17 protein-coding genes and 2 pseudogenes are annotated in these 23,659 nt (G+C 58.9%); 14 read left to right on the forward strand and 5 right to left on the reverse strand.

Translation table 11 applies throughout. The annotated features are described in order from the left end of the window. A partial coding sequence (locus tag AC1DZU_RS26225; RefSeq protein WP_477289596.1) for a Ulp1 family isopeptidase occupies positions 1-5,079 on the forward strand: 5,079 nt, incomplete at its 5' end. Positions 5,080-5,200: 121 nt separating this feature from the next. Next, positions 5,201-5,564: pseudogene (locus tag AC1DZU_RS26230) on the forward strand (IS66 family transposase); the annotation flags it as partial. 140 nt (positions 5,565-5,704) lie between these two features. Here the strand turns inward: AC1DZU_RS26230 and AC1DZU_RS26235 are convergent. Genes AC1DZU_RS26235 through AC1DZU_RS26245 form a run of 3 tightly spaced genes read right to left on the reverse strand, consistent with a single transcriptional unit; the run spans position 5,705 to position 8,864 of the window. After that, positions 5,705-6,706 carry a tyrosine-type recombinase/integrase gene (locus tag AC1DZU_RS26235; RefSeq protein WP_477289597.1) on the reverse strand — a complete coding sequence of 334 codons (1,002 nt, stop codon included), beginning with the start codon at positions 6,704-6,706 and terminating at the stop codon, positions 5,705-5,707. Next, the gene (locus AC1DZU_RS26240; RefSeq protein WP_477289598.1) at positions 6,703-7,626 is read right to left on the reverse strand and encodes a tyrosine-type recombinase/integrase; all 924 of its coding nucleotides are present in this window, start codon (positions 7,624-7,626) and stop codon (positions 6,703-6,705) included. The genes AC1DZU_RS26235 and AC1DZU_RS26240 overlap by 4 nt, the downstream gene beginning before the upstream one ends. Then, entirely contained in the window at positions 7,623-8,864 is a 1,242-nt protein-coding gene (locus AC1DZU_RS26245; protein ID WP_292386896.1) for a site-specific integrase, read from the reverse strand. Before AC1DZU_RS26245 ends, AC1DZU_RS26240 begins: the two co-directional genes overlap by 4 nt. Before the next feature lie 124 nt (positions 8,865-8,988). On the opposite strand from AC1DZU_RS26245, the pseudogene AC1DZU_RS26250 reads away from it, so the two are divergent. After that, a pseudogene (locus AC1DZU_RS26250) lies at positions 8,989-9,093 on the forward strand (transposase domain-containing protein); the annotation flags it as partial. Positions 9,094-9,203: 110 nt separating this feature from the next. On the opposite strand, the gene virG reads toward AC1DZU_RS26250, so the two are convergent. Then, on the reverse strand, positions 9,204-9,908 hold the full coding sequence (gene virG / locus AC1DZU_RS26255; RefSeq protein WP_477289599.1) for a two-component system response regulator VirG: 705 nt from the start codon (positions 9,906-9,908) through the stop codon (positions 9,204-9,206). A 1,305-nt stretch (positions 9,909-11,213) separates the two neighbouring features. On the opposite strand from virG, the gene AC1DZU_RS26260 reads away from it, so the two are divergent. Genes AC1DZU_RS26260 through virB11 form a run of 11 tightly spaced genes read left to right on the forward strand, consistent with a single transcriptional unit; the run spans position 11,214 to position 20,638 of the window. Next, positions 11,214-11,996, forward strand: coding sequence for a type IV secretion system lytic transglycosylase VirB1 (locus AC1DZU_RS26260; RefSeq protein WP_477289600.1), 783 nt, complete (start codon positions 11,214-11,216; stop codon positions 11,994-11,996). A gap of 14 nt (positions 11,997-12,010) precedes the next feature. Beyond that, positions 12,011-12,376: a pilin major subunit VirB2 gene (virB2, locus tag AC1DZU_RS26265; protein ID WP_032925931.1), complete on the forward strand. Its 366-nt coding sequence runs from the start codon at positions 12,011-12,013 to the stop codon at positions 12,374-12,376. After that, positions 12,376-12,702, forward strand: a complete 327-nt coding sequence (locus AC1DZU_RS26270; RefSeq protein WP_006329140.1) for a type IV secretion system protein VirB3 — start codon at positions 12,376-12,378, stop codon at positions 12,700-12,702. The genes virB2 and AC1DZU_RS26270 overlap by 1 nt, the downstream gene beginning before the upstream one ends. Further along, on the forward strand, positions 12,702-15,071 hold the full coding sequence (gene virB4, locus AC1DZU_RS26275) for a type IV secretion/conjugal transfer ATPase VirB4 (protein WP_027033430.1): 2,370 nt from the start codon (positions 12,702-12,704) through the stop codon (positions 15,069-15,071). The genes AC1DZU_RS26270 and virB4 overlap by 1 nt, the downstream gene beginning before the upstream one ends. A 13-nt stretch (positions 15,072-15,084) precedes the next feature. Beyond that, on the forward strand, positions 15,085-15,759 hold the full coding sequence (locus AC1DZU_RS26280; protein WP_136621951.1) for a TrbJ/VirB5 family protein: 675 nt from the start codon (positions 15,085-15,087) through the stop codon (positions 15,757-15,759). Positions 15,760-15,816: 57 nt separating this feature from the next. Further along, positions 15,817-16,704, forward strand: coding sequence for a type IV secretion system protein (locus AC1DZU_RS26285; protein ID WP_027033432.1), 888 nt, complete (start codon positions 15,817-15,819; stop codon positions 16,702-16,704). A gap of 27 nt (positions 16,705-16,731) precedes the next feature. After that, complete coding sequence (locus tag AC1DZU_RS26290) at positions 16,732-16,890, forward strand: type IV secretion system lipoprotein VirB7 (protein WP_080680416.1); 159 nt, start codon at positions 16,732-16,734, stop codon at positions 16,888-16,890. After that, a complete protein-coding gene (locus AC1DZU_RS26295; RefSeq protein ID WP_477289601.1) occupies positions 16,887-17,600 on the forward strand; it encodes a type IV secretion system protein VirB8 in 714 nt (237 codons plus the stop codon). Before AC1DZU_RS26290 ends, AC1DZU_RS26295 begins: the two co-directional genes overlap by 4 nt. Continuing rightward, positions 17,597-18,478: a TrbG/VirB9 family P-type conjugative transfer protein gene (locus AC1DZU_RS26300; protein WP_477289602.1), complete on the forward strand. Its 882-nt coding sequence runs from the start codon at positions 17,597-17,599 to the stop codon at positions 18,476-18,478. Before AC1DZU_RS26295 ends, AC1DZU_RS26300 begins: the two co-directional genes overlap by 4 nt. Continuing rightward, positions 18,475-19,614: a type IV secretion system protein VirB10 gene (gene virB10 / locus AC1DZU_RS26305; RefSeq protein ID WP_136621949.1), complete on the forward strand. Its 1,140-nt coding sequence runs from the start codon at positions 18,475-18,477 to the stop codon at positions 19,612-19,614. The genes AC1DZU_RS26300 and virB10 overlap by 4 nt, the downstream gene beginning before the upstream one ends. Beyond that, positions 19,598-20,638, forward strand: coding sequence for a P-type DNA transfer ATPase VirB11 (virB11, locus tag AC1DZU_RS26310; protein ID WP_069091240.1), 1,041 nt, complete (start codon positions 19,598-19,600; stop codon positions 20,636-20,638). Before virB10 ends, virB11 begins: the two co-directional genes overlap by 17 nt. 122 nt (positions 20,639-20,760) lie before the next feature. Here the strand turns inward: virB11 and AC1DZU_RS26315 are convergent, their stop codons facing one another. Next, positions 20,761-23,280 carry an ATP-binding protein gene (locus AC1DZU_RS26315; protein WP_477289603.1) on the reverse strand — a complete coding sequence of 840 codons (2,520 nt, stop codon included), beginning with the start codon at positions 23,278-23,280 and terminating at the stop codon, positions 20,761-20,763. Positions 23,281-23,659: the final 379 nt, after the last annotated feature.

A 23,659-nucleotide genomic window follows, 5' to 3' on the forward strand; every position in this document is an offset into this window, starting at 1 on the left:
GGGCCGGAGGACCCCAACAGAAGCGTGTCGGACGCTTTCGCAAGCTCTGGGCACGCCGGAGTTCAGGCCGCCGCCCCGCCAGTCTTGGCTGCCAGCCAACAGCAGATCCGGCCCTCGCCGGATGCGCTTGACCAAGGCAACCACCTGCCACCCCAGGGGGGCATCATCAACAACGAACATTCCACAGCGCTGTTCCCGCCGGCGAAGAGGCAGAGGGCCGTGGATAGGCCGCAAGCCGTCGCCATTCAGCAGCAGCCGAGCGAAATCGGCAATTCAGGCGGCCGCATGCCGATGCAGCCCCCCATGCAGCAATTGGGTGAATTGCCATTGCAAGGGGTACCGGTTCAAGGGACAGGGTCCGAACACATCGGAAGGCTGCATGCGGGAGCCGCGCCCTCAGCAAGGTCCGAGGCGCCCCCGGCTGCGATCGAGGACTCCATAAACGTTTCGTTCGCCGTCCCCCAAGGGTTCTCCCATGGGACCCAACGCGTCCCAGACGCGATGCTCTCTTCCTTGGACCGCCCTGGCCCCTTGCCGGATGCTGGCCAAGCGCGGCAAGCGGGCTTTGAGCAGCACGTGGCCGAGCCGCGCCGAGCCGACCCCGTTGCGAGTGGCGCCCGTGCTTCCCGCTATCACCATCTGTCCGGCGAACACCGGGACCTTATTGATAGAGCGATCGCCCACTCCCAGGAAAAATATAGCGAGACCACGGCCCGAAAATACACGTTTGCACTTCGCCGGTTGGCGAATGATCTCAGCGCTCGTGGCCAAGCGACCGATCTAAGAGATCACAAATCCCTGGTCGATCACGTCGGTGCTTTCTTTCCGAAAGACGTTGATATGAAGAGCGCGTTGAAGGCCCTGCGTGCGTATCATGAGCCGAGCTATTCAGCGACTGCTGGCGGCCCTGCTGCCAGCTATCCCCATCTGTCCGCCGAACACCGGGACGTTATTGATAAGGCGATCGACCGCGCTGCGGCTCAGCAAAACCAGAGCGCGGACACGCTGCGAATATACTCGAATGCGCTTCGCCGATTGGCGAATGATCTCGGCGCTCGTGGCCAAGCGACTGATCTAAAAAATCACCAATCCCTGGTCGATCACCTCGATACTTTCTTTCCGAATGACCAGAGCATTAAAACGGCGTTGAACGTCCTACGTGCGTATCATGATCCGGGCTATGCAGCGACCGGCTGGTGGCCAGCGGCGGTGCCTTCAAAGCCAGATGCGCGTATCTTGGAAAAATTAAGCAGTGACAGCGAGTTGGCCGTAAGCACCCGTGTCGTCTATGGTCGACTTCTTCGCAGATTTTCTGAGGAGCTTGAGAGTCGGGGCCAGACGATCTCTGGGCTGGATCACAATTCGCGGACCGAACTCGCCGAGGCGTTGTTTCCAGGCAACAAGAAACTCCGCTTGGCGCTGCAGCGGGTTCACAATGCGGAGGTTCCCGAGGCGTTGCGGCCGCTGTTCGATAATCGAGCTCACAAGCCGCCAACCAATCCAGAGGAGCTTCTGCGACTGGAACAGGGGTTCCGCGAAGTGCTTCAGCAGCGGCAGGATGATCAAGCCACCTCGTCTTCTTTCAGCGCGAAGGTTCCCGAGGCGCTCCGGCCGCTGGTCGATGATCGAGCTCACCAGCCGCCAACCAATGCAGAGGAGCTTCTGCGACTGGAACAGGGGCTCCGCGAAGTGCTTGAGCAGCGGCAGGGTGAGCAAGCCACCTCGTCTTCTTTCAGCGCTGAGGTTCCCCAGGCGCTCCGGCCGTTGTTCGATGATCGAGCTCACCAGCCGCCAACCAATGCAGAGGAGCTTCTGCGACTGGAACAGGGGTTCCGCGAAGTGCTTCAGCAGCGGCAGGGTGATCAAGCCGCCTCATCTTTGTTCAGCAATCCAGGGATGCGTGCTGGGCCGGAGGACCCCAACAGAAGCGTGTCGGACGCTTTCGCAAGCTCTGGGCACGCCGGAGTTCAGGCCGCCGCCCCGCCAGTCTTGGCTGCCAGCCAACAGCAGATCCGGCCCTCGCCGGATGCGCTTGACCAGGGCAACCACCTGCCACCCCAGGGGGGCATCATCAACAACGAACATTCCACAGCGCTGTTCCGGCCAGCGAAGAGGCAGAGGGCCGTGGATAGGCCGCAAGCCGTCGCCATTCAGCAGCAGCCGAGCGAAATCGGCAATTCAGGCGGCCGCGTGCCGATGCAGCCCCCCACGCAGCAGTTGGGTGAATTGCCATTGGAAGGGGTACCGGTTCAAGGGACGGGGTCCGAACACATCGGAAGGCTGCATGCGGAGGCCGCGCCCTCCGCAAGGGCTGAGGCACCCCCCGCTGCCATCGAGAACTCCATAAACGTCTCATTCGCCGTCCCCAAAGGCTTCTCCCATGGGACTCCGGATGCTGGCCAAGCGCGGCAAGCGGGCTTTGAGCAGCGCGTGGCCGAGCCGCGCCGAGCCGAACCTGTCGCGAGTGGCGCCCGTGCCACCGGCTATCGCCATTTGTCCGACGAACACCGCGACCTTATCGATAAGGCGATCGCCCACGCTGCGGCTCAGCAAAAATATAGCGAGAGCACGGTCCTAAAATACAGGTATGCACTTCGCCGATTGGCAAATGATCTCGGCGCTCGTGGCCAAGCGACTGATCTAAAAAATCACCAATCCCTGGTCGATCACCTCGATGCTTTCTTTCCGAAAAACGATGATATGAAGAGGGCGTTGAACGTCCTGCGTGCCTATCATGAGCCGGGCTATTCAGCGACTGTTGGTGCCCCGGCTAACCGCTATCCCCACTTGTCCGACGAACACCGGGACGTGATTGATAAGGCGATCGCCCATGCTGAGGCTCAGCAACGCCATAGCGCGCCGACGCTCCGAATATACTCGTATGCGCTTCGCCGATTGGCGAATGATCTCGGCGCTCGTGGCCAAGCGACTGATCTAAAAAATCACCAATCCCTGGTCGATCACCTCGATACCTTCTTTCCGAAAGACACTGACATAAGGGATATAAGGCCGGCGTTGAACGTCCTGCGTGCGTATCATGAGCCGGGCTATTCAGCGACTGGCCGGTGGCCAGTGACGGTGCCTTCAAAGGCAGATGCGCATGTCTTGGAACAAGTGACCAGTGACAGCAGCTTGGCCCCAAGCACCCGTGTTGTCTATGGTCATAGTCTTCGCAGATTTTCTGAGGCGCTTGAGAGGCGGGGCCGGACGATCTCTGGGCTGGATCATGATTCGCGGATCGAATTCGCCGAGGTGTTGTTTCCAGGCAACGATTATCTCCGCTTGGCGCTTGAACGGGTTCGCGATGCGAAGCCTGCGTCAGACAGGATCGTGGCGGACGCTTTGGCAGCGGCCGGCTCTGGGCACGCCGGAGTTGAGGCCGCCGCCCCGCCAGCGTTAGCTGTCAGCCAACACCGGCGCTGGCCGGATGCGCTTGACCAGGGCAACCTCCTGCCACCCGAGCGGTTCATCATCAACAATGAACATTCGACGGCGCCGTTGCGGCCGGCGGAGAGGCAGGGGACTGATAATCCGCAAAGCATCGCCATTCAGCAGCCGCCGAGCGAAGGCGGCCGCGTGCCGATGCAGCCCCCCATGCAGCAGTTGGGTGAATTGCCATTGGCAGGGGTACCCGTTCAAGGCCCAGGGTCCGAACACATTGGAAGCCTGCATGCGGGGGCCGCGCCCTCAGCAAGGTCCGAGGCGCCCCCGGCTGCGATCGAGGACTCCATAAATGTTTCGTTCGCCGTGCCCAAAGGCTTCTCCCATGGGACTCAACGCGTCCCAGAGGCGATGCTCTCTTCCTTGTACCATTATGGCCTCTTGCCGGACGCGGACAAGCCGGAATGGAACTACGAGATTAAAGGCCACGGCTACACCGCCCGGAGGCCAGAGGAGGGTAATGACGTTTGGCTCCTCCATCGCGGAGCGATAAGGGAAGCTGGAGCGGCAGCAGTACCGGCAAGGGCTCCGGGACCCGCCTTGCCAGCGACCGCCAGGCTCTCAGACACCCATCTCGGGGTTCCGTTGGTCGATCTGACCACCTCCTCCGATGCACACATCGAAGCCCTTCCGTCAGGCTCGTCCAATCTCCCCCGGGGGGCGGTGCTCGGGGCCACCCAACTGCTGGGCGACGAACATATCCAGAGGGATTACGAATTCCTCGAGCAGCAGCTGCAGCAGGCCGATCCAGCGCTCGCCGCCCGGACGCGGCTGGTCGATCCGTCGGTCTCCCATCTGCTGCGCCACATGGAGCAGCAAGACGCGCGAGGCACATTGCAGTCGATTTATGATCGAAACGCCGGCCCATCCGACTTCCTGTTCGTGCCAGTGAACGATGGGGTGGGTATTGACCACGGCACCCATTGGTCGCTGCTCCTCGTAGATCGCCGCGATCCGGAAAGAGCGGTCGCCTATCACTACGACTCCATCCAGCAAAATGAACAGCGATACAACGACGCGCCTGCACGAAAGCTCGCTACAAGACTGGACGCGACCCTGGTAACACCCGACATGGCGCAGCAGAAAAACGCTGTTGACTGCGGCGTCTTCGTGGTGGACGGCACGCGCGAGCTGGTTCGTCGATTGGCGAACGAAGAGCGGCCAGACCAGCAGCTGCCGCTGCACCTCAACTACCTCGTCGCCGATCGGCAGGCGCTGCAAAACCGACTGAGAGAGGGGCGCTTGCCGCACGAGCTTGCCGCAAGCCCCGCCGAAGCTTTGGCAGCAGCCGGGTCGCAGGTGCAACACGCCGCGTTGCAAGAACAGCAAGCCAGACAGGTCGCGCCAGCGCCGTTGGAACGGCACTTGGGCCAGACGCGCGAGGCCGAGGACAAGCTGACGAGTACACTGCACAGGAGCAACCGCGTGAACAGTGGGGCCGTCATCATCAACACTGAACGTTACACAGCGCCGTTGAGACCAGCGAAAAGGCAAAGGACTGACAATTCGCAAAGCCTCGCCATCGGGCGGCAGCCGAGCGACGCAAACACAACGTCCATCGGCCAAGCCTCCGATCAAGCCCGAGCGGACCTCATGGCTTCCTTCAGGAGCAGAGAGCGCTCCGACGCTGGACGTTGAGCTCGACGGCTAAGCAGAACAGCTCTTTTGGCGACGGAGAGGCTGATGCGATCTCCGGACCGGTAGCTCTCACCGTAATTGATCAGACTGGCACTGTTGGAAGGCGATGTAGGCCTGGAACTCGCCGATCGCCAGCGAGGCGCTGAGACGATCGCCCACCTCAATAAGATCGAGGACGATATCCGCGGCCGATCGGCCGATGAACGCCGTGCGACGCGTCGGGAAAATAGCCGCGCTATTGTCGCCATCTTGAACCTTGGCTGCGTGAAAGCTCGGCCTGATCGGTCAGAAGACCAAGGTCGCCGAGGCAATCCGCTACACGCTCTCACGCTGCGAAGGCCTCTCGCGCTTCGTTGACTACGGTCGCACCGAGATCGACAACAACACCGTCGAGCGCTCAATCCGTCCGCAAGTACGCGCTCTTCGCCGGCTTGAACGGCGGTGCCGAACACTGGGCAGTCATTGCGTCGCTGATCGAAAGCTGCTTATGCCGCGCGCGGCATAACGCGGTTTATGCCGACCGCCGAACTATGCCGAGCGCCTTTTCCGATCATGGCGGTGTGAAGCGCTTTGCCCGCCATTTCGACCAAGAACCGGTCGTTGACACTCGGCATAGTTCTCATGCTCAAAGGGCGTTCAGGAACTCAAGAAGCCGGTCGTTTGGTCGAAATCGTTCGGCCTTTGCGCGTTCGTATGGCTTCAGCTTGGCGAGTGCGGATTCCTTCAGCTCAAGATGTGCGTGAAGATAGGTCAGCGTCGTTTCCATCGCCTCATGGCCCAGCCATAGGGCGATGACCGAACAATCGACGCCCGCCTGCAGCAGCTCCATGGCAGCGCTGTGCCTCAAAACATGGGGCGACACCCGCTTCGAGCGGAGGGGGACGCAGTGTTCGCGAGCCTTGGCGACATATCTGTTCAGCAGCGCCTGCACGCCGTCGGCGCTCAGCTTGCCGCCGTGCGTGTTCGGAAAGAGAGCCGTTGCGCCCCGCTTCCTGGGCTCGTTGAGCCAGCCCCGAAGGGCTTGCTGTGCAACCTTGGTGAGCGGCGTACTTCGCTCCTTGCGGCCCTTGCCAACGCATCGCACGTGGGCACCGTGCCCCAGCATCACCGAGTCCCGGTCGAGATCGATGATCTCCGAGACTCTTAACCCCGTTTGCGCAGCCAGCAACAGCAGAGTGTGATCACGCCGTCCCAGCCATGTGCTGCGATCCGGACAGGCCAGGATCGCTTCAATCTCGGGCCTGGTGAGAAACTGAAGCTGTCGCTTGTCGCATCGCTTGCTTGGGATCGCGAGCACGCGTTGAATCTGGGCGCTATGGGCCGGCTCCTCGAACGACGCATATCTGAAGAAAGACCGAATGGCTGTGAGGCGGAGGTTCCGGGTCCTCACTGAGGCGGATCGCAGTGTCTCGAGGTCCTCCAGGAATGCGCCGATGAAAGGCGCGTCCAAATCCCGCAGTGTCAACTGCGACGGAGACCTGCCAAGGCGTGTCTGCGCGAATGCAAACAGGAGCCGGAAGGTGTCGCGATAGGAGGCGATGGTGTTGGAGCTTACGCCTCGATGTCGCATGAGCCGATCGGTGAACCACCGCTCGATCAGCACGGCCAGATCGTTCGAGGCACTCATAAGCGAACCTCCCACCGCTCATCCAACAGTCGCGCGGCATGGGTCATTAGCTCCGGCGCGGCGGATAGATACCAGTAGGTGTCGCGAACATTGGCGTGGCCAAGAAAGGTCGAGAGGACCGGCAGTTCCCGCTCGACATCTTCGCCCGCACGATACCAGTTGATCAGGGCCTGGACGGCGAAACGGTGACGAAGATCGTGAATCCGCGGACCATTGCGCTGCGCCCGCTGCCGCAGACCGATCTGTCGCGACAGCTGCCAGAACACCCGGTGCACGTATTGGTGCAGCAATCTGCCGCCCTGCTCGGCGACAAAGAAATAGGGGCTACGAGGCGCGACGAGATGCGCGTCGCGTCGCGCGGCGTAGTCCGACAGCACGGCGACCGTCGTGGCATGGAGCGGGACCAGCCGCGACTTGCCGAACTTCGTCTCCCGAATGGTGAGGATACCTTGGTCGAGATCGACGTCGTCTCGGCGCAGGTCGAGCGCTTCGGAATGGCGTAGCCCGGCGACCGCTATCAATCCGAACAGGCAATGATATGTCCAGCGACGGAGGGCGTTGGCCGGCGGCAGCGACAGTGCCGCCGCCAGAAGCGCCGTGATCTCAGCATCGGTATAGATGTAGGGCTTTGCCCGCCGCGCCGGCGGCACGGCGTCTTGAGGTGGCACTTCCGTCATGGGGTCGAAATGAGCGAGGTGTTGAGCGAAGCAGCGCACGTCGGTCAGGCGGATGGACCAACTTGGTTGTCGGCCGATCAACGTCACCCACTTCATTGCCAGCGCCGTGGTGATGGTCTCGGCACCGCGAGCCTCCATGAACGTGACGAAATCCGACAACCGTCGAGCGGGGCCATGATACTTGTATCCCAATCCCTGGCGCATACCCACATAGCGCTCAAGCGCTGTTCGAAGACGGCTCATTGGACACCTCCCGGCCAGGGCAGGCTCAGTTCACGCAGCTTCTCGATGTCGAGCTTGGCATAGATCCTCGTGCTGTCGATGCTCCGGTGACGAAGCAACTGGCCGATCTCGGCAAAGCTGGCCCCCGACCGCAGCAGGTCGGTCGCAAGGCTGTGGCGGAAGAGGTGCGCGCCGTGGTGCGCATAGCCGTGAATACCCGCCCGCTCGAGAGCCTCCTTCGCGATCATCGTGATGGCGCAGCCTGAGGCAAAGCCGATGTGCGGAGCAAGCATTCGCAGAAACAACCGGCGACACGGTGAAGCCGGTCGCCCATGCCGGATGTAGGCGACGATAGCTGCACCGACGTCGTGGCGTAGCGGCATCATCGCTTGCCGCCGTCCCTTGCCATGGACGAGGACACTGCCCGACTGCCAATCGATATCGTCAAGACTGAGCGCGGCAACCTCGCTGGCGCGCAAGCCCAGCTTGGCCAGCGCCATCAAAACCGCATAGTCGCGAAGTCCCATTGCCGTGGTCCGATCGCAGGCATCGAGAACCACCTGAACCTTCTGTGGTGGCAAGAAGGTTGGTAGGCCAGCAAGCCGCCAGCGACGGATCGACGGCACACAATCGGCCAAGGCCACCGAAATGAAGCCCTTCAGATGCAAATAGCGCAGGAAGGCGCGCACCACCCCGCACATCGCCTTGCCGCTGTCGGCGGAGCCATCGAGAGCATGTCGCTCGACATAACCGATGACGATCTCCGGGGTGAGCGCTGCAAACCCATCTGCGCCAGCCGGACAGACCTCCTGCAGAAATCGGCGTGAGAGCAGCTTGTGGCTTTCCACCGTCGAGGCGGCGAGCCCTCTCTCATTCGTGAGGTAAGCCGCGAACACATCAACAATCTGCTCGTACTCCGTGCGCTCAATCGGAAGGGCGGTTGGTATCAAACCTTCTTGCCGTAACGCCGCAAGCAAGCGCCGGAGCGCCGATCGGTCGCCCGAATCGATGCTCCAGTGTTTGGAACGGTGCTCAAGAAACCGCTCAACATGAACTTCGCTTAAATCCTGGAGATCGTGCCCGTTGCCGACATGCCAGTCTCTCAGCTCACGAAATAGGCTTAGCGATCGCCAGGTACATTGCCGACCGAAGCCTTCGTCCGACAATCTGCCCGCATAAACGCGTGCAAACTCGCCATATGGCCCGTGGATCAGCTTCCGATACAGTGTGCTGCGTTGCAGATAGTCACTTGCGTTCATGTGTCCTCTCCTTCGCGTCAATTGCGACGGAGAGAGCCTAAGCTATGCCGATCCAGCTACCGCTACGTTGAGGAAAGTGTTGGTAAAAACTTGCTCGCTCGGCATAGTTCGGCGGTCGGCATAAAGCTGCAGGCTCAATGGTGTCAAGTCACTCGGTTATCTCGCCGACGTCCTCACCACCAGGATCGTCAACAGCCATCCCAGCCAGATCGACGAGATGCTGCCTTGGGTCCGACATCCAGGCGCCGAGCTAAAGGCCGCCAGAAAACACCGCCACGCTTCATCAGCCTCGTCAGCCAATCTCCAGAATAGCTCCTGTCACGCGGCCAAGGTGCCTCCTTAGCTAACGTCTACGTCAGCGTTGAAAAAATACCCTGCACCACGGCATGTCTTGACTAGCCTTGGATTGGCCGCATCAGCCTCCAGCTTTCGGCGCAAGCGCAAGATTAGGACATCGATACTTCGATCGTAGACCTCTTCTCCACGCACACGGCTCGCGAGCAAAAGCCGTTCTCTGGATAGGACATTGCGGGGGTTCTCCAGGAACGCGATCAGTAGGTTGAACTCACATGCGGTAAGCTTGACTTCGCCACGCTCCGCACAGATCAGTCGCCGCTGCTTGACGCTGAGCTTCCAGGCTCCGAACCGAAATGAGCGATGATCTTTCGTTCGCGGACTGGAAATGCGCTGGCGTAGCCCTACTCGAATGCGGGCCAAGAACTCGCGCAGACCGAAAGGCTTGGGGATGAAATCGGTTGCGCCGAGCTCCAGCGCAACGACTTTTTCCGCCTCATCAAGCCGGTCGCCGCTGATCACTATGATGGGTAAATCCGATTTTGTCGCCAGGTTGCGGACGATGGCAAGCCCATCCTCCCGGCCTAGGTTGAGGTCAACAACCACGAGATCGACTGGCTCATGCGATAGAACGTAGTTAAACTGCTCGCTATCGTTGACTGCGGTCACCTTCAAGGCATGCATCATGAGATACTGGGAGATGAGGCGTCGCATTGCGGCATCATCGTCAATGACAAGAACATGTTTCAACGGCTCACCTTCAATCTTGAATCCCCTTGTCTAAAGCTGTTGCCGAGCAACCCTTGGGGCACCACGCAGAACAGCTGCCCCTTGCTACCACTCGCCGGTGCGTGCGGCCAATGTGAGGCCGTTGCTCGGCCTGGTATTTTCATCCACAGCGAATTGACCGCATCCAGGCAGCCGGTGGCCACCACACATCTGCAAGCGCCGGTATGACCCTGCCGTGTGGTCCTTCGCTTATTCGCGAGCTCCGCCGTTGGTGCAGGCCTGCCAACACCACTTGATTACGACGGCACGGACGCCCGGTCGCTTGCCATGTCCTTGCATCTTCTTCGCGTTTCTGGCGCTTGCGGACCTGGATCACCTCGAAATCCTCCCGCTCGTGCGTGCGGCTCGGACGCGGTGGAGCAGCGCGGCGTTTGATTGATCGCAAAGGCGGTTGGCCGAAGAACGACCGTGATTCGCTATAGTGGCCTTGTGCCAACGCTATGTCTCCTGCCCAAGGCAGGTCATTGGGCAGTGGCCGGGGGCGCCAATCCTGTTCCCGGCGATCGGCAGGTCCGATTGCGGTTACGGTTACCTTGCGAGCTAACATTTCTCGGTTGATGCAATACCTTCCTTTTGAGCCAGTCACTGTACTTGTCGAGAGCGCTGACGGACTGCGTCAATCCGCCTGCGGTTTCTGCCGATGGGACTGTGCGTGACCCACCAGTTCGCGGCGCGGCCGAACAGCTGAACCAGGTCTCGCACCAGGCCGGCTGCGCCGCCACGTCTTCCCAGTTGACCCTCGTCCCGCGTATTTGCGCCTCCGACGAGCTTCGCGGACGAACTCGCGGTTTCAACCAATGCCTGAGTATGCAGGGCGCATGGCTGTCTCTTGCAACAACGGCAGCATGCCGCAACATTGGGCAGCTCGGCGCCCTAGTCGGTTCTCGCGTTCGATCGACCCAAGCTTCCGCAGCCTGAGATGAACCCGCCAAGCTCCCCATTTTGTCCTTCGGCCAGGCGCTGACACAAGAGTCCATCACCGCCCATGCCAAGTCGCGGTTGACGCTGCAGGAGCAACGGACGGCCGGGACGGGCAATCCCGCGCTGGAATGATCCACCACGATGGTCGAGATGTGCCGGCTGATCGCGCCCGCGCAACCCGCGCATGCGCAAGGTGCCCATGCACCCGGACACGAACAAGCTCTTTGCTTCAGTTGAAACCGAAAAAGCTGAACTTGAACATCACGCAGTAACAAACCTGCCCCATAAGCGCGTGCCGGACAGGGCCAGAACCGGTCCGGACGCTTCGAAAGGTAGGTGATAGGAATGTTTATTGCAGCTTGGCCGCTGGCCATCGCCCTGTTGACATCCATGTCATTCCCAGCCGAGCCCGCGCCACTTTCGCCCCGTGAATTCCACCGCCTGTCGCGCAAATGCGCTCCCTGGGTTGCGCCGTCCACGCTCGCCGCGATTGCCAAAATTGAAAGTGGCTTTGAAACGCTGGTGGCTCATGACAACACCACAGGTGAGCAGCTTCGCTGGACAGACCACCTGAAAGCGATGCGGGGCATCAAGAACCGCCTCGAAGCACAACATTCTGTCGATGTCGGATTGATGCAGATAAACAGCAAGAACTTTTCCTTCCTCAATCTCACGCCGGAAAAGGCTTTCGAGCCCTGCGCCTCGCTATCGGCCGCCGCCCACTTGCTTGAAAGCCGATATGCCGGCGGCACGACTGCTCCGGCGCAGCAACTGGCGCTTCGCCGTGCCATCTCGGCCTACAACACGGGCGACGTCACGCGTGGCTTCACCAACGGTTATGTACGCAAGGTCGAGTCGGCTGCAAAGGACATCGCGAGTCATCTCGAGCGAACGCTGGAGCCGACCGCTCCAGATGCGCCACACCTTGAGGCATCCGGTAGGAAAGCCGTGCCGCCTCTGCTCCAACAGAGCCAACAGGCCAATGGAAAGCAGCCCAACCAAAATTCTTGGGACATCTGGGGCTCGTATGAGTCAAACCGCTCCGGGGCCGATCCCTCCGGCCCGACAGGCAGCCAGGCTGCGGAAGAGCGGGAACCCTCGAACCCGAACAAACTCGTATTCGATTGAACCATGGAGATACAATGATGAAGCCATTCAAAATACTTCGTGCGCTTAAAACGCGTGTTCCTTCGCCTTTTTCCATGCTGCGCACGACGGCTGAATATGTACCGGCCGCTGCTGCAGGCGCCGCGTGGACGGTCTTCTCCATCGGGCCAGCCTCGGCTCAGGTGACCGGAGGGACGGATCCCGCCAAGATGGTCCAGAATATCTGCACCTTCATACTTGGCCCCTTCGGACAATCACTGGCCGTGCTCGGACTCGTGGCCATCGGCATCTCTTGGATGTTCGGTCGTGCTTCACTTGGCTTGGTTGCGGGTGTCGTTGGAGGGATCGTCATCATGTTCGGCGCAAGCTTCCTGGGCAAGGCGCTCATAGGCGGTGGCTGATGAGCGACCGGTTGGAAGTGAGCACCCTCTATGTGGCGGCGACACGTCCCGCACTGTTTCTGGGGGTGCCGCTGACGCTGGCCGGATTGCTGATGATGTTGGCTGGTCTCGTCATCATTGTCCTTCAAAACCCACTTTATGAAATCGTGCTCGTGCCACTCTGGTTCGGGGCACGGCTGGTGGTTGAGCGTGACTATAACGCCGCAAGCGTCGCGCTCCTCTATTTGCAGACGGCCGGCAGAAGCGTGGACGGGCCGGTCTGGGGTGGCGCGAGCGTCAGCGTCAATCCGATCAGAGTGCCGAAACGCGGAAGAGGAATGGTGTAATGTTTGGCGCCAGTGGCCGGACCGAGAGATCTGGCGAGATCTATCTTCCGTATGTCGGTCATCTCAGCGACCAGGTTGTCCTGCTGGAAGACGGATCGATCATGGCCATGGCACACGTGAACGGCCTGCCCTTTGATTTGGAAGACGCAGAGATGCGCAATTCGCGCTGCCGCGCGTTCAACACTCTCTTGCGCAACATCGCGGATGACAATGTCACGCTATACGCTCATCTTGTGCGCAACAACGATGTGCCGGAGCCGGCATCGCGCCAGTTTCAAAGTGCATTTGCTGGCAGTCTGAGCGAGGCCTATGAGCGCCATGTGCTGTCGGGCAAGCTCTTTCGCAACGATCACTTCCTCACTATCGTCGTGTCCCCCCGCACCGCAATCGGTAAGATCGGCTGGCGCATTGCCAAATCCCCCAGACGGAATGACAACGATCTGGCCACACAACTGCGAAGCCTGGAGGACCTCTGGCAGATCATTGCTGGCTCACTCGGCGGTTACGGTCTGCGCCGGTTGGGTATTCGCGAGAAAGGCAACGTGCTCTTCACGGAAATTGGTGAGGCGCTTCGGCTGATAATGACTTGCCGGTTTCTTCCGGTTCCGATGGTTACCGGCTCGCTTGGCGCCTCGATCTACACTGATCGGGTCATCTGCGGGAAGCGGGCGCTTGAGATTCGAAGACCCGGGGATAGCTCCGTGGGATCATTGTTTTCGTTCCGTGAATATCCGGCGACGACGCGGCCAGGCATGCTAAATCCCTTACTGTCCGCCAACTTCCCGCTTGTCCTGAGCCAGAGCTTTTCCTTCCTCACTCGGCCACAAGCTCATGCGAAGCTTAGCCTTAAATCCAGCCAGATGACGAGCGCCGGCGACAAGGCTCTCACCCAGATCAATGAACTTGCCGAGGCAGAGGACGCACTGGCAAGCAACGAGTTCGTCATGGGTTCGCATCATCTGAGCCTGTGCGTCTATGGCGACAGCCTCAATAGCCTTGCAGATCGCGCAGCAAATGCGCGCGCAAGGCTGGCCGACACAGGCGCCGTTATCGTCCAAGAGGGTATCGGCATGGAGGCCGCGTACTGGTCCCAACTCCCGGGGAACAACAGGTGGCGCACGCGCCCCGGGGCGATCACCTCGTACAATTTTGCCGGGCTTGTCTCATTTGAGAACTTCCCCAGCGGTTCCAGCTCCGGCCACTGGGGCAAAGCTGTTGCGCGCTTTCGCACAAACGGTGGAACGTCTTTCGACTACATCCCCCATGAGAATGACGTCGGCATGACGGCGATATTCGGACCCGTCGGCAAAGGCAAGACGACGCTGATGACCTTTATCCTCGCGATGCTTGAGCAAAGCGTGGTCGATCGCAATGGCGCCATCGTCTTTTTCGATAAAGACCGGGGTGGTGAACTGCTGGTGCGAGCCACGGGAGGGACATACCTTGCGTTGCGCAGAGGCGCTCCGAGCGGCTTGGCCCCTCTGCGCGGACTGGACAACACCTCCGCCTCGTTGGATTTTCTGCGCGAATGGCTGATGGCCCTCATCGAGAGTGACGGCCGTGGTCCGATCTCGCCGGAGGAAAGCCGTCGACTGGAACGTGGCATTCTTCGTCAACTTTCGTTCGAACCCGCCATGCGCTCACTTGCGGGCCTGCGCGAATTCCTGCTGCACAGCCCCTCGGAGGGCGCGGGAGCACGGCTGCAGCGGTGGTGTAGGGGGAATGCGCTTGGATGGGCCTTTGACGGCGATGAGGACGAAGTCAGGCTGGATGCCTCCATTACCGGCTTCGACATGACGCAGCTCCTGGAATTTGAGGAGGTCTGTGCGCCGGCCGCCGCATATCTTCTGCACCGCGTGGGCGCTGTTGTCGATGGCCGTCGGTTCGTCATGAGCTGCGACGAATTTCGCTTCTATCTGCTCAACCCGCAGTTCTCGGCTGTTATCGACAAGTTCCTGCTCACCGTCCGCAAGAACAACGGCATGTTGATACTCGCAACGCAGCAGCCTGAACACGTGCTTGAATCGCCCCTCGGGGCCAGTCTCGTTGCACAATGCATGACCAAGATCTTCTACCCATCACCGACGGCCGACCGGGCGGCGTATGTCGATGGCTTGAAGTGCACCACGCAGGAGTTCGAGGCAATCCGCCAGGGAATGGCAATTGGCAGCCGCAAGTTTTTGCTCAAGCGCGAGAGCGGGAGTGTTGTTTGCGAATTCGATCTTGGCCAGATGCGCGAGTATGTAGCCGTACTCTCGGGGCGGGCCAACACCGTGCGCTTTGTCGACCAGCTTCGTGACCAGCACGGAGATGCCCCAAGTGCGTGGCTCGACAAGTTCATGGCTCGTTACAACGAAATTCAAGACTGACGGAGGAATATTCATGAGATTTCCCACGCTTGCAGCAACGACGCTTGCCGCTTCCTTTCTGTTTAGCGGACAGGCCCGGTCGCAATTTGTCGTCATCGACCCGGCGGTAGTAACACAAGCGGGCTTAACAGCGGTTTCCACTGCGCAGATCCTGATAAAGTCAGCCCAGACGCTCGCTTCCACGATGGAAATGGTGGAGATACTAAAGTCGTCATTCGGTGTCACGGGGCTGCTAAGTTCACTGAACCAAGGAAATCACTACCCGTCGGGCAATCAGCTTGAGAGGCAGATGTTTGAGGGTCAGGCGCCAACTTCGATTAAAGCGCGTGCAATTGCGGACAACCCAAACCGGAAAGTCGACGGCACGGATTCAGAAGCGAAACTGTTACAGGGACAAATCGCTGGTACCATCAATGCCGCAGCTCTTGCGGCCGACACTCTGGGCGTAATGGACAAGCGCCTTAAGGCCAACGACAATACGCTTGGTCAGCTTTCCCGCTCGGGAAATATTGTGCAGGCCACCGTCACCAACGGTCTGGTCCTCAAGCAGATTCATGATGCGATTATCCAAAATGTCCAGGCCACGAGTCTGCTGACGATGGCCACTGCACAAGCGAGCCTTCACGCCGCAGAGGAGGCCGCGATGCAGCGTCGCGAACGCCAGGACACCGCCAGAATGTTTGAGTAGCGACGCTTAGTTCATCCGGCTCATCTGCGCTGATCAGGGGCAAATAAGGTTCACGCAATGGTTTTCAGAATTCCTGCGCCATTCACGGCCATACACGCGATCTTTCATGTGGCCTTTACGGCGGGGCTGCACAAAGTGATTGGAAACGTCCAAGAGGCGGTCAGTGCGCCTCTGGTTGCGTGCGTCACGCTCTGGATCATAATCCAAGGCTTTCTGGTCATGCGCGGTCAAGTCGACGCGCGCGGAGGTATCTCGCGCGTAGTCACGGTATCGATTGTCGTCGCCCTCATCTTAGGGCAGGCCAACTATCAGCTGTACATTGAATCGGTCTTCGACGACACGATTCCAAAGCTTGCCCACCAGATCAGCGGAAGCACCTTGCCCTTCATCGGTATCCCCCAGAAGCTCGACGTAATGTTCGCTTCAAGTCAGAGTGCCTTTCAGCGGATTGCTTCCGAAATTGGGCCAATGAATCAGCAGGACATACTTGCCTTCCAGGGAGCGCAATGGATTTTGTACGGTTCGCTCTGGACAGCGTTCGAGATCTATGATGCCGTTGGAATTCTGACGAAGGTGCTCCTGGCGATCGGCCCCCTCGTTCTTGTAGGCTATCTTTTTGATCACACTCGAGACATGGCTACCAGATGGATCGGCCAACTGCTCTCATACGGGCTGCTGCTTGTCCTCCTCAACATCGTTGCAACGATAGTTATCGCGGCCGAATCAGTCGCGCTGGGAGTCATGCTTGCGGTGATCAAATACAAGGGTACGACAGCAGCCAAGATCATCGGGCTTTACGAGCTCGATATGCTTTTCCTAGCTGGTGACGCTTTGATCGTCGCGCTTCCGACGATCGCCAGCAGCATAGCCGGCGGTTCTTGGGCAGGTGCGAACCAATCTCTTAGCAGCCTCAATCGCCGCATTGCCAAAACGGCAGGTGGTTAATCAATCGACAAGCGCGGGTACCTCAACATGAAATACTATCTACTTTTGTCAATACTGGCTTTGGCGGCCTGCAAGACAACCGATAAGCTTGCGACCTGCACGGGTTCGCCATTCCAACTGAACGTGGGACAATGGGAAACCTCCCCTGAAGATCTTCAAGTCGAATGTGCGAAAGAGCCCAAGTGAAATTTCCTGAACATGCCCTTCTGGTGGAGAGAGAAACGCTAGCCGCCCACTATAAGAAGGTGGAAGCGTTTCAAACTTCACGAGCGAAGTCTGCGCGGCGCCTGTCAAAGGCCCTCATAGCCTTTGCGGCAGCGGCGGTCCTAGGAAATGTTGCGCAGGCATTTACCATCGCTGCCATGGTCCCGTTGGCCAAGCTCGTACCTGTGTTCCTCTGGGTACGCCCGGATGGAACAGTTGACAGCGAAGTGTCAGTCTCTCGACTGCCGGCAACCCAAGAGCGAGCCGTCATAAATGCTTCGCTGTGGGAATATGTACGCCTGCGCGAGAGCTACACAGCCGATTCCGCCCAATACGGCTATGACCTCGTATCCAGTTTCAGCGCACCGGCTGTGCGGCAGCAATATCAAGATTTCTTCAATTATCCGAATCCCACCTCGCCGCAAGTCACAATCGGCAAGCTCGGCAAGCTCGAAGTCGGGCATATTTCCTCAAACGACATCAGTCCGGACGTTCAACAGATCCGATACAAACGCACCCTTTCCATCGATGGGCAGATGCCGTTGGTGACCACCTGGACAGCAACCATCCGCTACGAGCGCCTGACAGATCTGCCTGCCCAATCAAGGCTCACCAATCCGGGAGGTCTACTCGTCACTTCCTATCAAACCTCGGAAGATAGCGTGTCGAACCTGGGTGACGTGCAGCCATGACAAAAAGAGTGTTTCTCGCACTGGCCTGTTCACTACTCTTAACGCTGGAGGCTTCCGCGGAAGACACCCCGCTTGCCGGCAAGCATGATGCACGGATGCGCTACTTGGCTTACCGTCCCGACGAAGTGGTGCGCCTGTCGACCGCGGTGGGGGCAACGCTGGTCGTCACATTCGCGGCCAACGAGACCGTCGCAGCCGTGGCCGTTTCCAATAGCAAAGACCTGGCTGCGCTCCCACGCGCCAACTACCTGTTCTTCAAGGCCAGCCGGATCCTGCCGCCGCAGCCGGTCGTCGTTCTGGCCGACAGTGAGTCCGGTACCCGCAGATATGTCTTCAGCATTTCAACGAGAGCGATGCCAAAATTAGATGAGCAGCAACCTGACTTATACTACAGTGTGCAGTTCACCTATCCCGGTGATGAGGCCGCTGCTTTGAGACAGGCAGCAGAAAAGCGCTCGATTCTTGGTCAGGCCCGGGCAAAGGTGCAGCAGGAACAGAGGGTTCAGGATTTATTGAATCGGCCCGGTACAACTGCCAGTTACGGCGAAAGCAATTTTCACTACGTCGCAAAGGGCGATCGATCGCTGGCGCCGCTGCAGGTTTTCGACAATGGCTTTACCACCGTATTTGGCTTCGCAAGCAATTCCCGTATACCCTCCCTCTACATCATCAATCCCGACGGCAAGGAAGCCGCTGCCAACTTCACAGTCAAAGGCGACTATGTTGAAGTATCCGCAGTCGCCCGGGAATGGCGTCTGAGAGATGGCAATACGGTATTGTCGATTTTCAACAGGGCATATGATCCTGTTGGACGAGCGCCGGGCACCGGTACAGTGAGACCCGACGTGTGGCGCGTTTTGAAAGGCTCGGGCCGATGAATGAAACCGGCCCACAGTCGGGACACGATGTAAATGCATCCGCATCGTTGGTCTCGGAGCCGGCCCGCCGGCATGTTTCGGGACCACAGAAATTGGCCGTAGCCGGTCTTGTTCTCATCTCATCTCTGTCGCTCATCTGGCTCGGAAGTCGTCCCAGCACACAAGACGAACCCTCTCAGCCAAACCCGCCAATTTCCCCCAACGCCGAGCCGTTCCGCCCCGTGCCTATTGAGCTTGCTCCCGAACCTCCAGCACCTGCAAAGGCGGCGCAGGCGGCAGATCCTGCGCCATCCACGCCGCAACCCGCGGCAGCTGAACCGCCGCCCGAGGAATCACCAATTTTCGCCTACAGCAGCGGCAGTCAAAAACCCGACGTGGCTCAGCGGAGCGAAGACGACCACAAGGATGCTCCCGCGACCGCGGATGAGATCTCGATCGGTGGCGATCTGTCAGGCCGATTGAAGCCAGATATACAGGAGCCGAGCCGGGCCACACTTTTGCCGCACCCTGATCTCGTGATTACTCAGGGAACGATCATTCCTTGCCTTTTGCAAACGGCGGTCGACACAAATTTACCCGGCTATGTGAAGTGCGTCTTACCTAAAGACGTCCGCGGCGCCACCAACAATGTCGTGCTCTTGGATCGTGGGACGACCGTGATTGGCGAGATCCAGCACGGTCTCGAACAGGGGGATGCGCGTGTCTTCGTGCTGTGGACGCGCATCGAAACACCTGACCATGCCCTCGTTTCGATAGCATCGCCGGGTGCTGACGAGCTCGGCCGCTCCGGAGTGCCTGGCACGGTGGATAATCACTTCCGGGAACGCTTTGGCGGAGCAATGCTGATGAGCGTCCTTCAAGGCGCGTTCCAGGCGGCCGGTCAATACGCGGCGAGCTCTGGCGGAGGAAGCGGCATCAACAGCTTCCAGAGCAATGGCGGACAAGCCGTCGAGACGACACTGAGAGCGACGGTCAACATTCCGCCAACCTTGAAGAAAAACCAGGGAGATGCTGTATCCATCTTTGTGGCTCGCGACCTCGATTTCTCGGATGTATACGGTCTCACGGCAACTGTCGTGGCGCCAGCCCCCCAACATCGCCAACGCCGGAGAGACAACAATGCGATCGGAGGCTGACCCTCAATTGCGTTTGCTTCTCGACCCCGTTCTGAAATGGCTTGAGGAGCCGAGGACCGAAGAGGTCGCTATCAACCGGCCTGGGGAAGCGTTTGTGCGACAAGCCGGCGTCTTCACGAAACATCCGCTACCGCTAGGTTATAACGATCTGGAGGACATCGCGATTCTCGCTGGAGCGCTGCGCAAGCAAGATGTCGGACCGCAAAGCCCCCTCTGTGCGACTGAGCTGCCGAACGGAGAGCGGCTGCAGATCTGTTTGCCGCCCGCTGTTCCCTCAGGAACAGTAAGCCTGACGATACGGCGTCCTTCAAGTCGTGTGACCGAACTGAAGGAAGTTTCTTCTCGCTACGAATACTCACGTTGGAATCAATGGCGGTCACGAAAACAGCGCCAAGAGCGGCAGGACGAAACTATTCTTCAGCAATACGACGATGGTGACTTGGAGAAGTTTTTGCAAGCGTGTGTTTCGGGACGGCTCACGATGCTGCTTTGCGGACCTACTGGAAGCGGCAAAACGACAATGAGCAAGACTTTGATCAACGCTATACCCCCGCAAGAGAGACTGATAAGTATCGAGGACACGCTGGAGCTTGTAATCCCGCACGAGAACCATGTCCGGTTACTCTATCCAAAGGACCGAGCCGGCGTAGGTGCGGTGACAGCCGAGCAACTGCTGCAAGCGAGCTTGCGCATGCGCCCTGATCGAATATTGCTCGGCGAGATGCGCGATGATGCTGCATGGGCCTACCTTAGCGAAGTCGTCTCCGGCCATGCGGGATCAATATCAACGATCCATGGGGCCGATCCGGTCCAGGGCTTCAAAAAGCTCTTTTCGCTCGTCAAGAGCAGCCCGCAAGGAGCCGCTGTGGAAGATCGAACGCTTCTTGACATGCTGTCGGCTGCCGTTGACGTCATTGTGCCGTTCCACACCCAAGGTGACCTGTACGAGGTGGGAGAGGTATGGCTTGCCGCCGATGCCCGGCGACGGGGAGAGACAGTAACCGACCTCCTTAACAAGCACTAAGGCTAGAACAACGTCTCTGCATCGATAAGTCCATTGTGATGCGACGCGTCGTTTTGTTCTGCTTCGATGTCTTTTGCCAGGCCTTCTCACATTATTTGCATAGAATGAGCGCGTCGGCGGCATCACGCCATCATCATTATACGAATCGCATGCTCTATTGTCCTGGACGAGACCGGTCTCGCTAGCCGAAGGACGAAGGCCTGATTGTCAGATGTGACCGGCATGGGGTCGATGTCACCGATGACTATGAAAGGCACCGCCATGATGGTGGGGCATACGGACTCGGCCCGTCCTCGCTCGAGGAAAGGCGTCTTCGCCAAAATCAGCAGGTCAGCTGCCTTCCCGCTCTCGATCCAGCCGCAAAGACTTTCGAAGGTCGCGAAGCCGATCGGCTCATAACCCAGCGCGGCGATATTGTCCTTGTGAATCTCCAACTCTGCTGGATCGGGCTCCACGACTGCAATGATTCCGCCGTTGGCCGGTAATCCGTTGTATGGGCCGAAAGTGACGTCAGCGCTGACTGGCTCCTCCTCGGAGGCTGGCAAGTAAATATCAAAGCGCGTACCTCGGCCAACAACCGAGCTGACGTCTAGGCATCCTGCGAGCGCGCACACCTGCCTGTCCACTGCAGCAAGACCCAGCCCGGTCCCGCCGACGCGAGAGCGTGTGGTAAAAAAAGGCTCAAAGACATGCGGAAGTACCGAACCTGCGATTCCTGGGCCATCGTCGCTGATGGAGAGCACAACGTAATCTCCAGGTCTCAAGGTGCCCTGAGCCAACCGCTTTGTTTCGCAGATGCGGGTCCGTGAAACGCCAACCTCGACACGGCCGTCGTTCAAGACAGCCTCCGATGCGTTCTTGCACAGATTCATAAGGATCTGCTGTATCTCGGTTGGGCTGCCCTCGACAACCGTTTGCCACTCGTTGATCTTGAAATGCAACTGAACATCTGCACGAACTGTAATGCGCAGCAGTGGCGCAAGGTCCATTACAATTTCGGAGATATTGAAAGGCACTGCCACGCGCTTGCGTTTTTGGCTGAGTGCCAAAATCTGGTCAACGATCAGCTTGGCTCGGTGTCCAGCTAAGAGGATTTGGTTGATGGAGTTTTGAATTCTCGAGGGCCGACGCACAAGACCTAGTGCGATCTCTGAAAATCCAATTATTGATCCTAAAATATTATTGAATTCATGTGTAGCGCCGCTTGCGATTGTGCCGACAGTCCTCAGCCTTTCCACATGCTCCCATCGATTCACCAGAAGGTTGCGTTCCGCATTTATACGCTGCATTTCAAGATGGTTGCTTAGACGCGCAATAGCACTGGCAAGAACCCGGAGGTCGTCGGCTGAAGGGAGTGAGCGATCTCCTTCAAAGACGAGGATGCAAACGGCAACCTGCTGACCGGAGGCGCTGCAACCGACAATTTGACAAACACCGGAAGAGCCTCTGGCGGTCCGAACCATTTCCGCCGCCGGGATGACGCGAAACAATGGCCGTCCGGCGCGGACAAGTGAAACGAGTTCATCAATAAGCGCGACGTTCCAGACGCGCATGCACGTGTTCGCCACAAAGTACTCGGTATGCCTGATGAGACTCGGATCCACCAGAGTAAGCGCGCATTGGTCCGCATCGAAAACGCGTTGAATGAGTCTAAGGGCTGCTTCGGTGGAACAGCGCGCCGAGGCATTCTTTGCTATACTATCGTTGAAGCGAGCTTCGATCGCGCTCAATTCCTCTTCAAGCTCCAACCTTTTTTCTAACCGGTTGGTCCGCAGATGCTGCCTGAACGCCCTAATGATCGCTGCCAAGCAAAGGCATATGGACACAGAGCCAAAGAAAAGCCACGTACGCTGCGCCTGTGCGCCGGCCAAACTGTAGCCTTTCAGATGCTCTCGCTCCAGTTCGGCAGCCTTGGAGAACGTGTCGAGGGATGCGATCTGATCGGCAGCTTGCTCCAACCTCCATAAAGAAGACAGGACAGGGCGGAACCTGGCCACGACATCCGCGACAGCTCGGGCCTGGCCCGGAGTATATCTTTCGAGAAGCTCCATCTGTGAGGCGAGGGTAAGCCCCGGTTCGACTGAAAACACGATCAGTTCGGAGAGTTCAAGCTTGCCGCCCTCAAGGCGGTCAATTGAACGAGCAAGATCTGCGAGAGAGCTTTGCATACGCTGATTATGCTTGACCAAGGCTGAGATGGCAGCCTGCGTGTTTTCGATCGAGTTTACGAGCTGCGCGAGCAATCTGGATTGCCCGGAGGCGTCATCGGGCGAAATCTCGAAATCGCGCTGCAAGTCTTCAAGATTCCTTTGCAATGCCTGTCCGGTAGAAGCAACCGAGTGGTCCACTTCCATGTCGGTCCGAGCACGGGCGACGTCGCGCTGGAGCAATGCATCGTTGATCTGAATCGTTCGCAGCTCGCTTATGACCGCGTCGTTGATCTTGGGGGCCTGCCTCTGCGTCCCGACCAAGAGCGCAATCGAGGCGGCTAAGGCGAGGACAAATGCTTTGTCGCCACTGAGCCATGTTTCCCAAGGGAACGGCGTTCGACCCGCAGCGCATGGGTTGCGAAAGTCTGACCTGAATTCTAGCTCCGCATCGGTTCGGTATGCGGCCGGATGCTGCTGGAACAGGAAAGCCATGTGTACCTCTCCCCTCATAAAGACGGCTTAGACACCGTCGCACTTTGCCCCCTTGGCCCCGCTGACCCTCCGTTGAATTTCGCGGCGATTAGACTTCGACCGTTCTGTTCCGAACTCTGGCCACTCGCGAGCTCGACGCGAACGTGGAAACTGAAGGCACGGCGTTACGGCACGTGAGAACGATAACTGGGCTATCGTGAATGCTGATTTGATAGTTGTTGAGAAGGGAAGGCACCAATGCCAGGCTGACACCGCGTGACGGATTCAATCGAGATTTGCCTGTTTTCGCGCGGCGAGTCGAACCACGCCGATGTTGAAGGTACCGTTGAGTCTCGTCATAATGACGGCAGGAACCGAATACTCGTGAGCCTTCGTTGCG

Source organism: Mesorhizobium sp. P2_A12 (assembly GCF_056405075.1).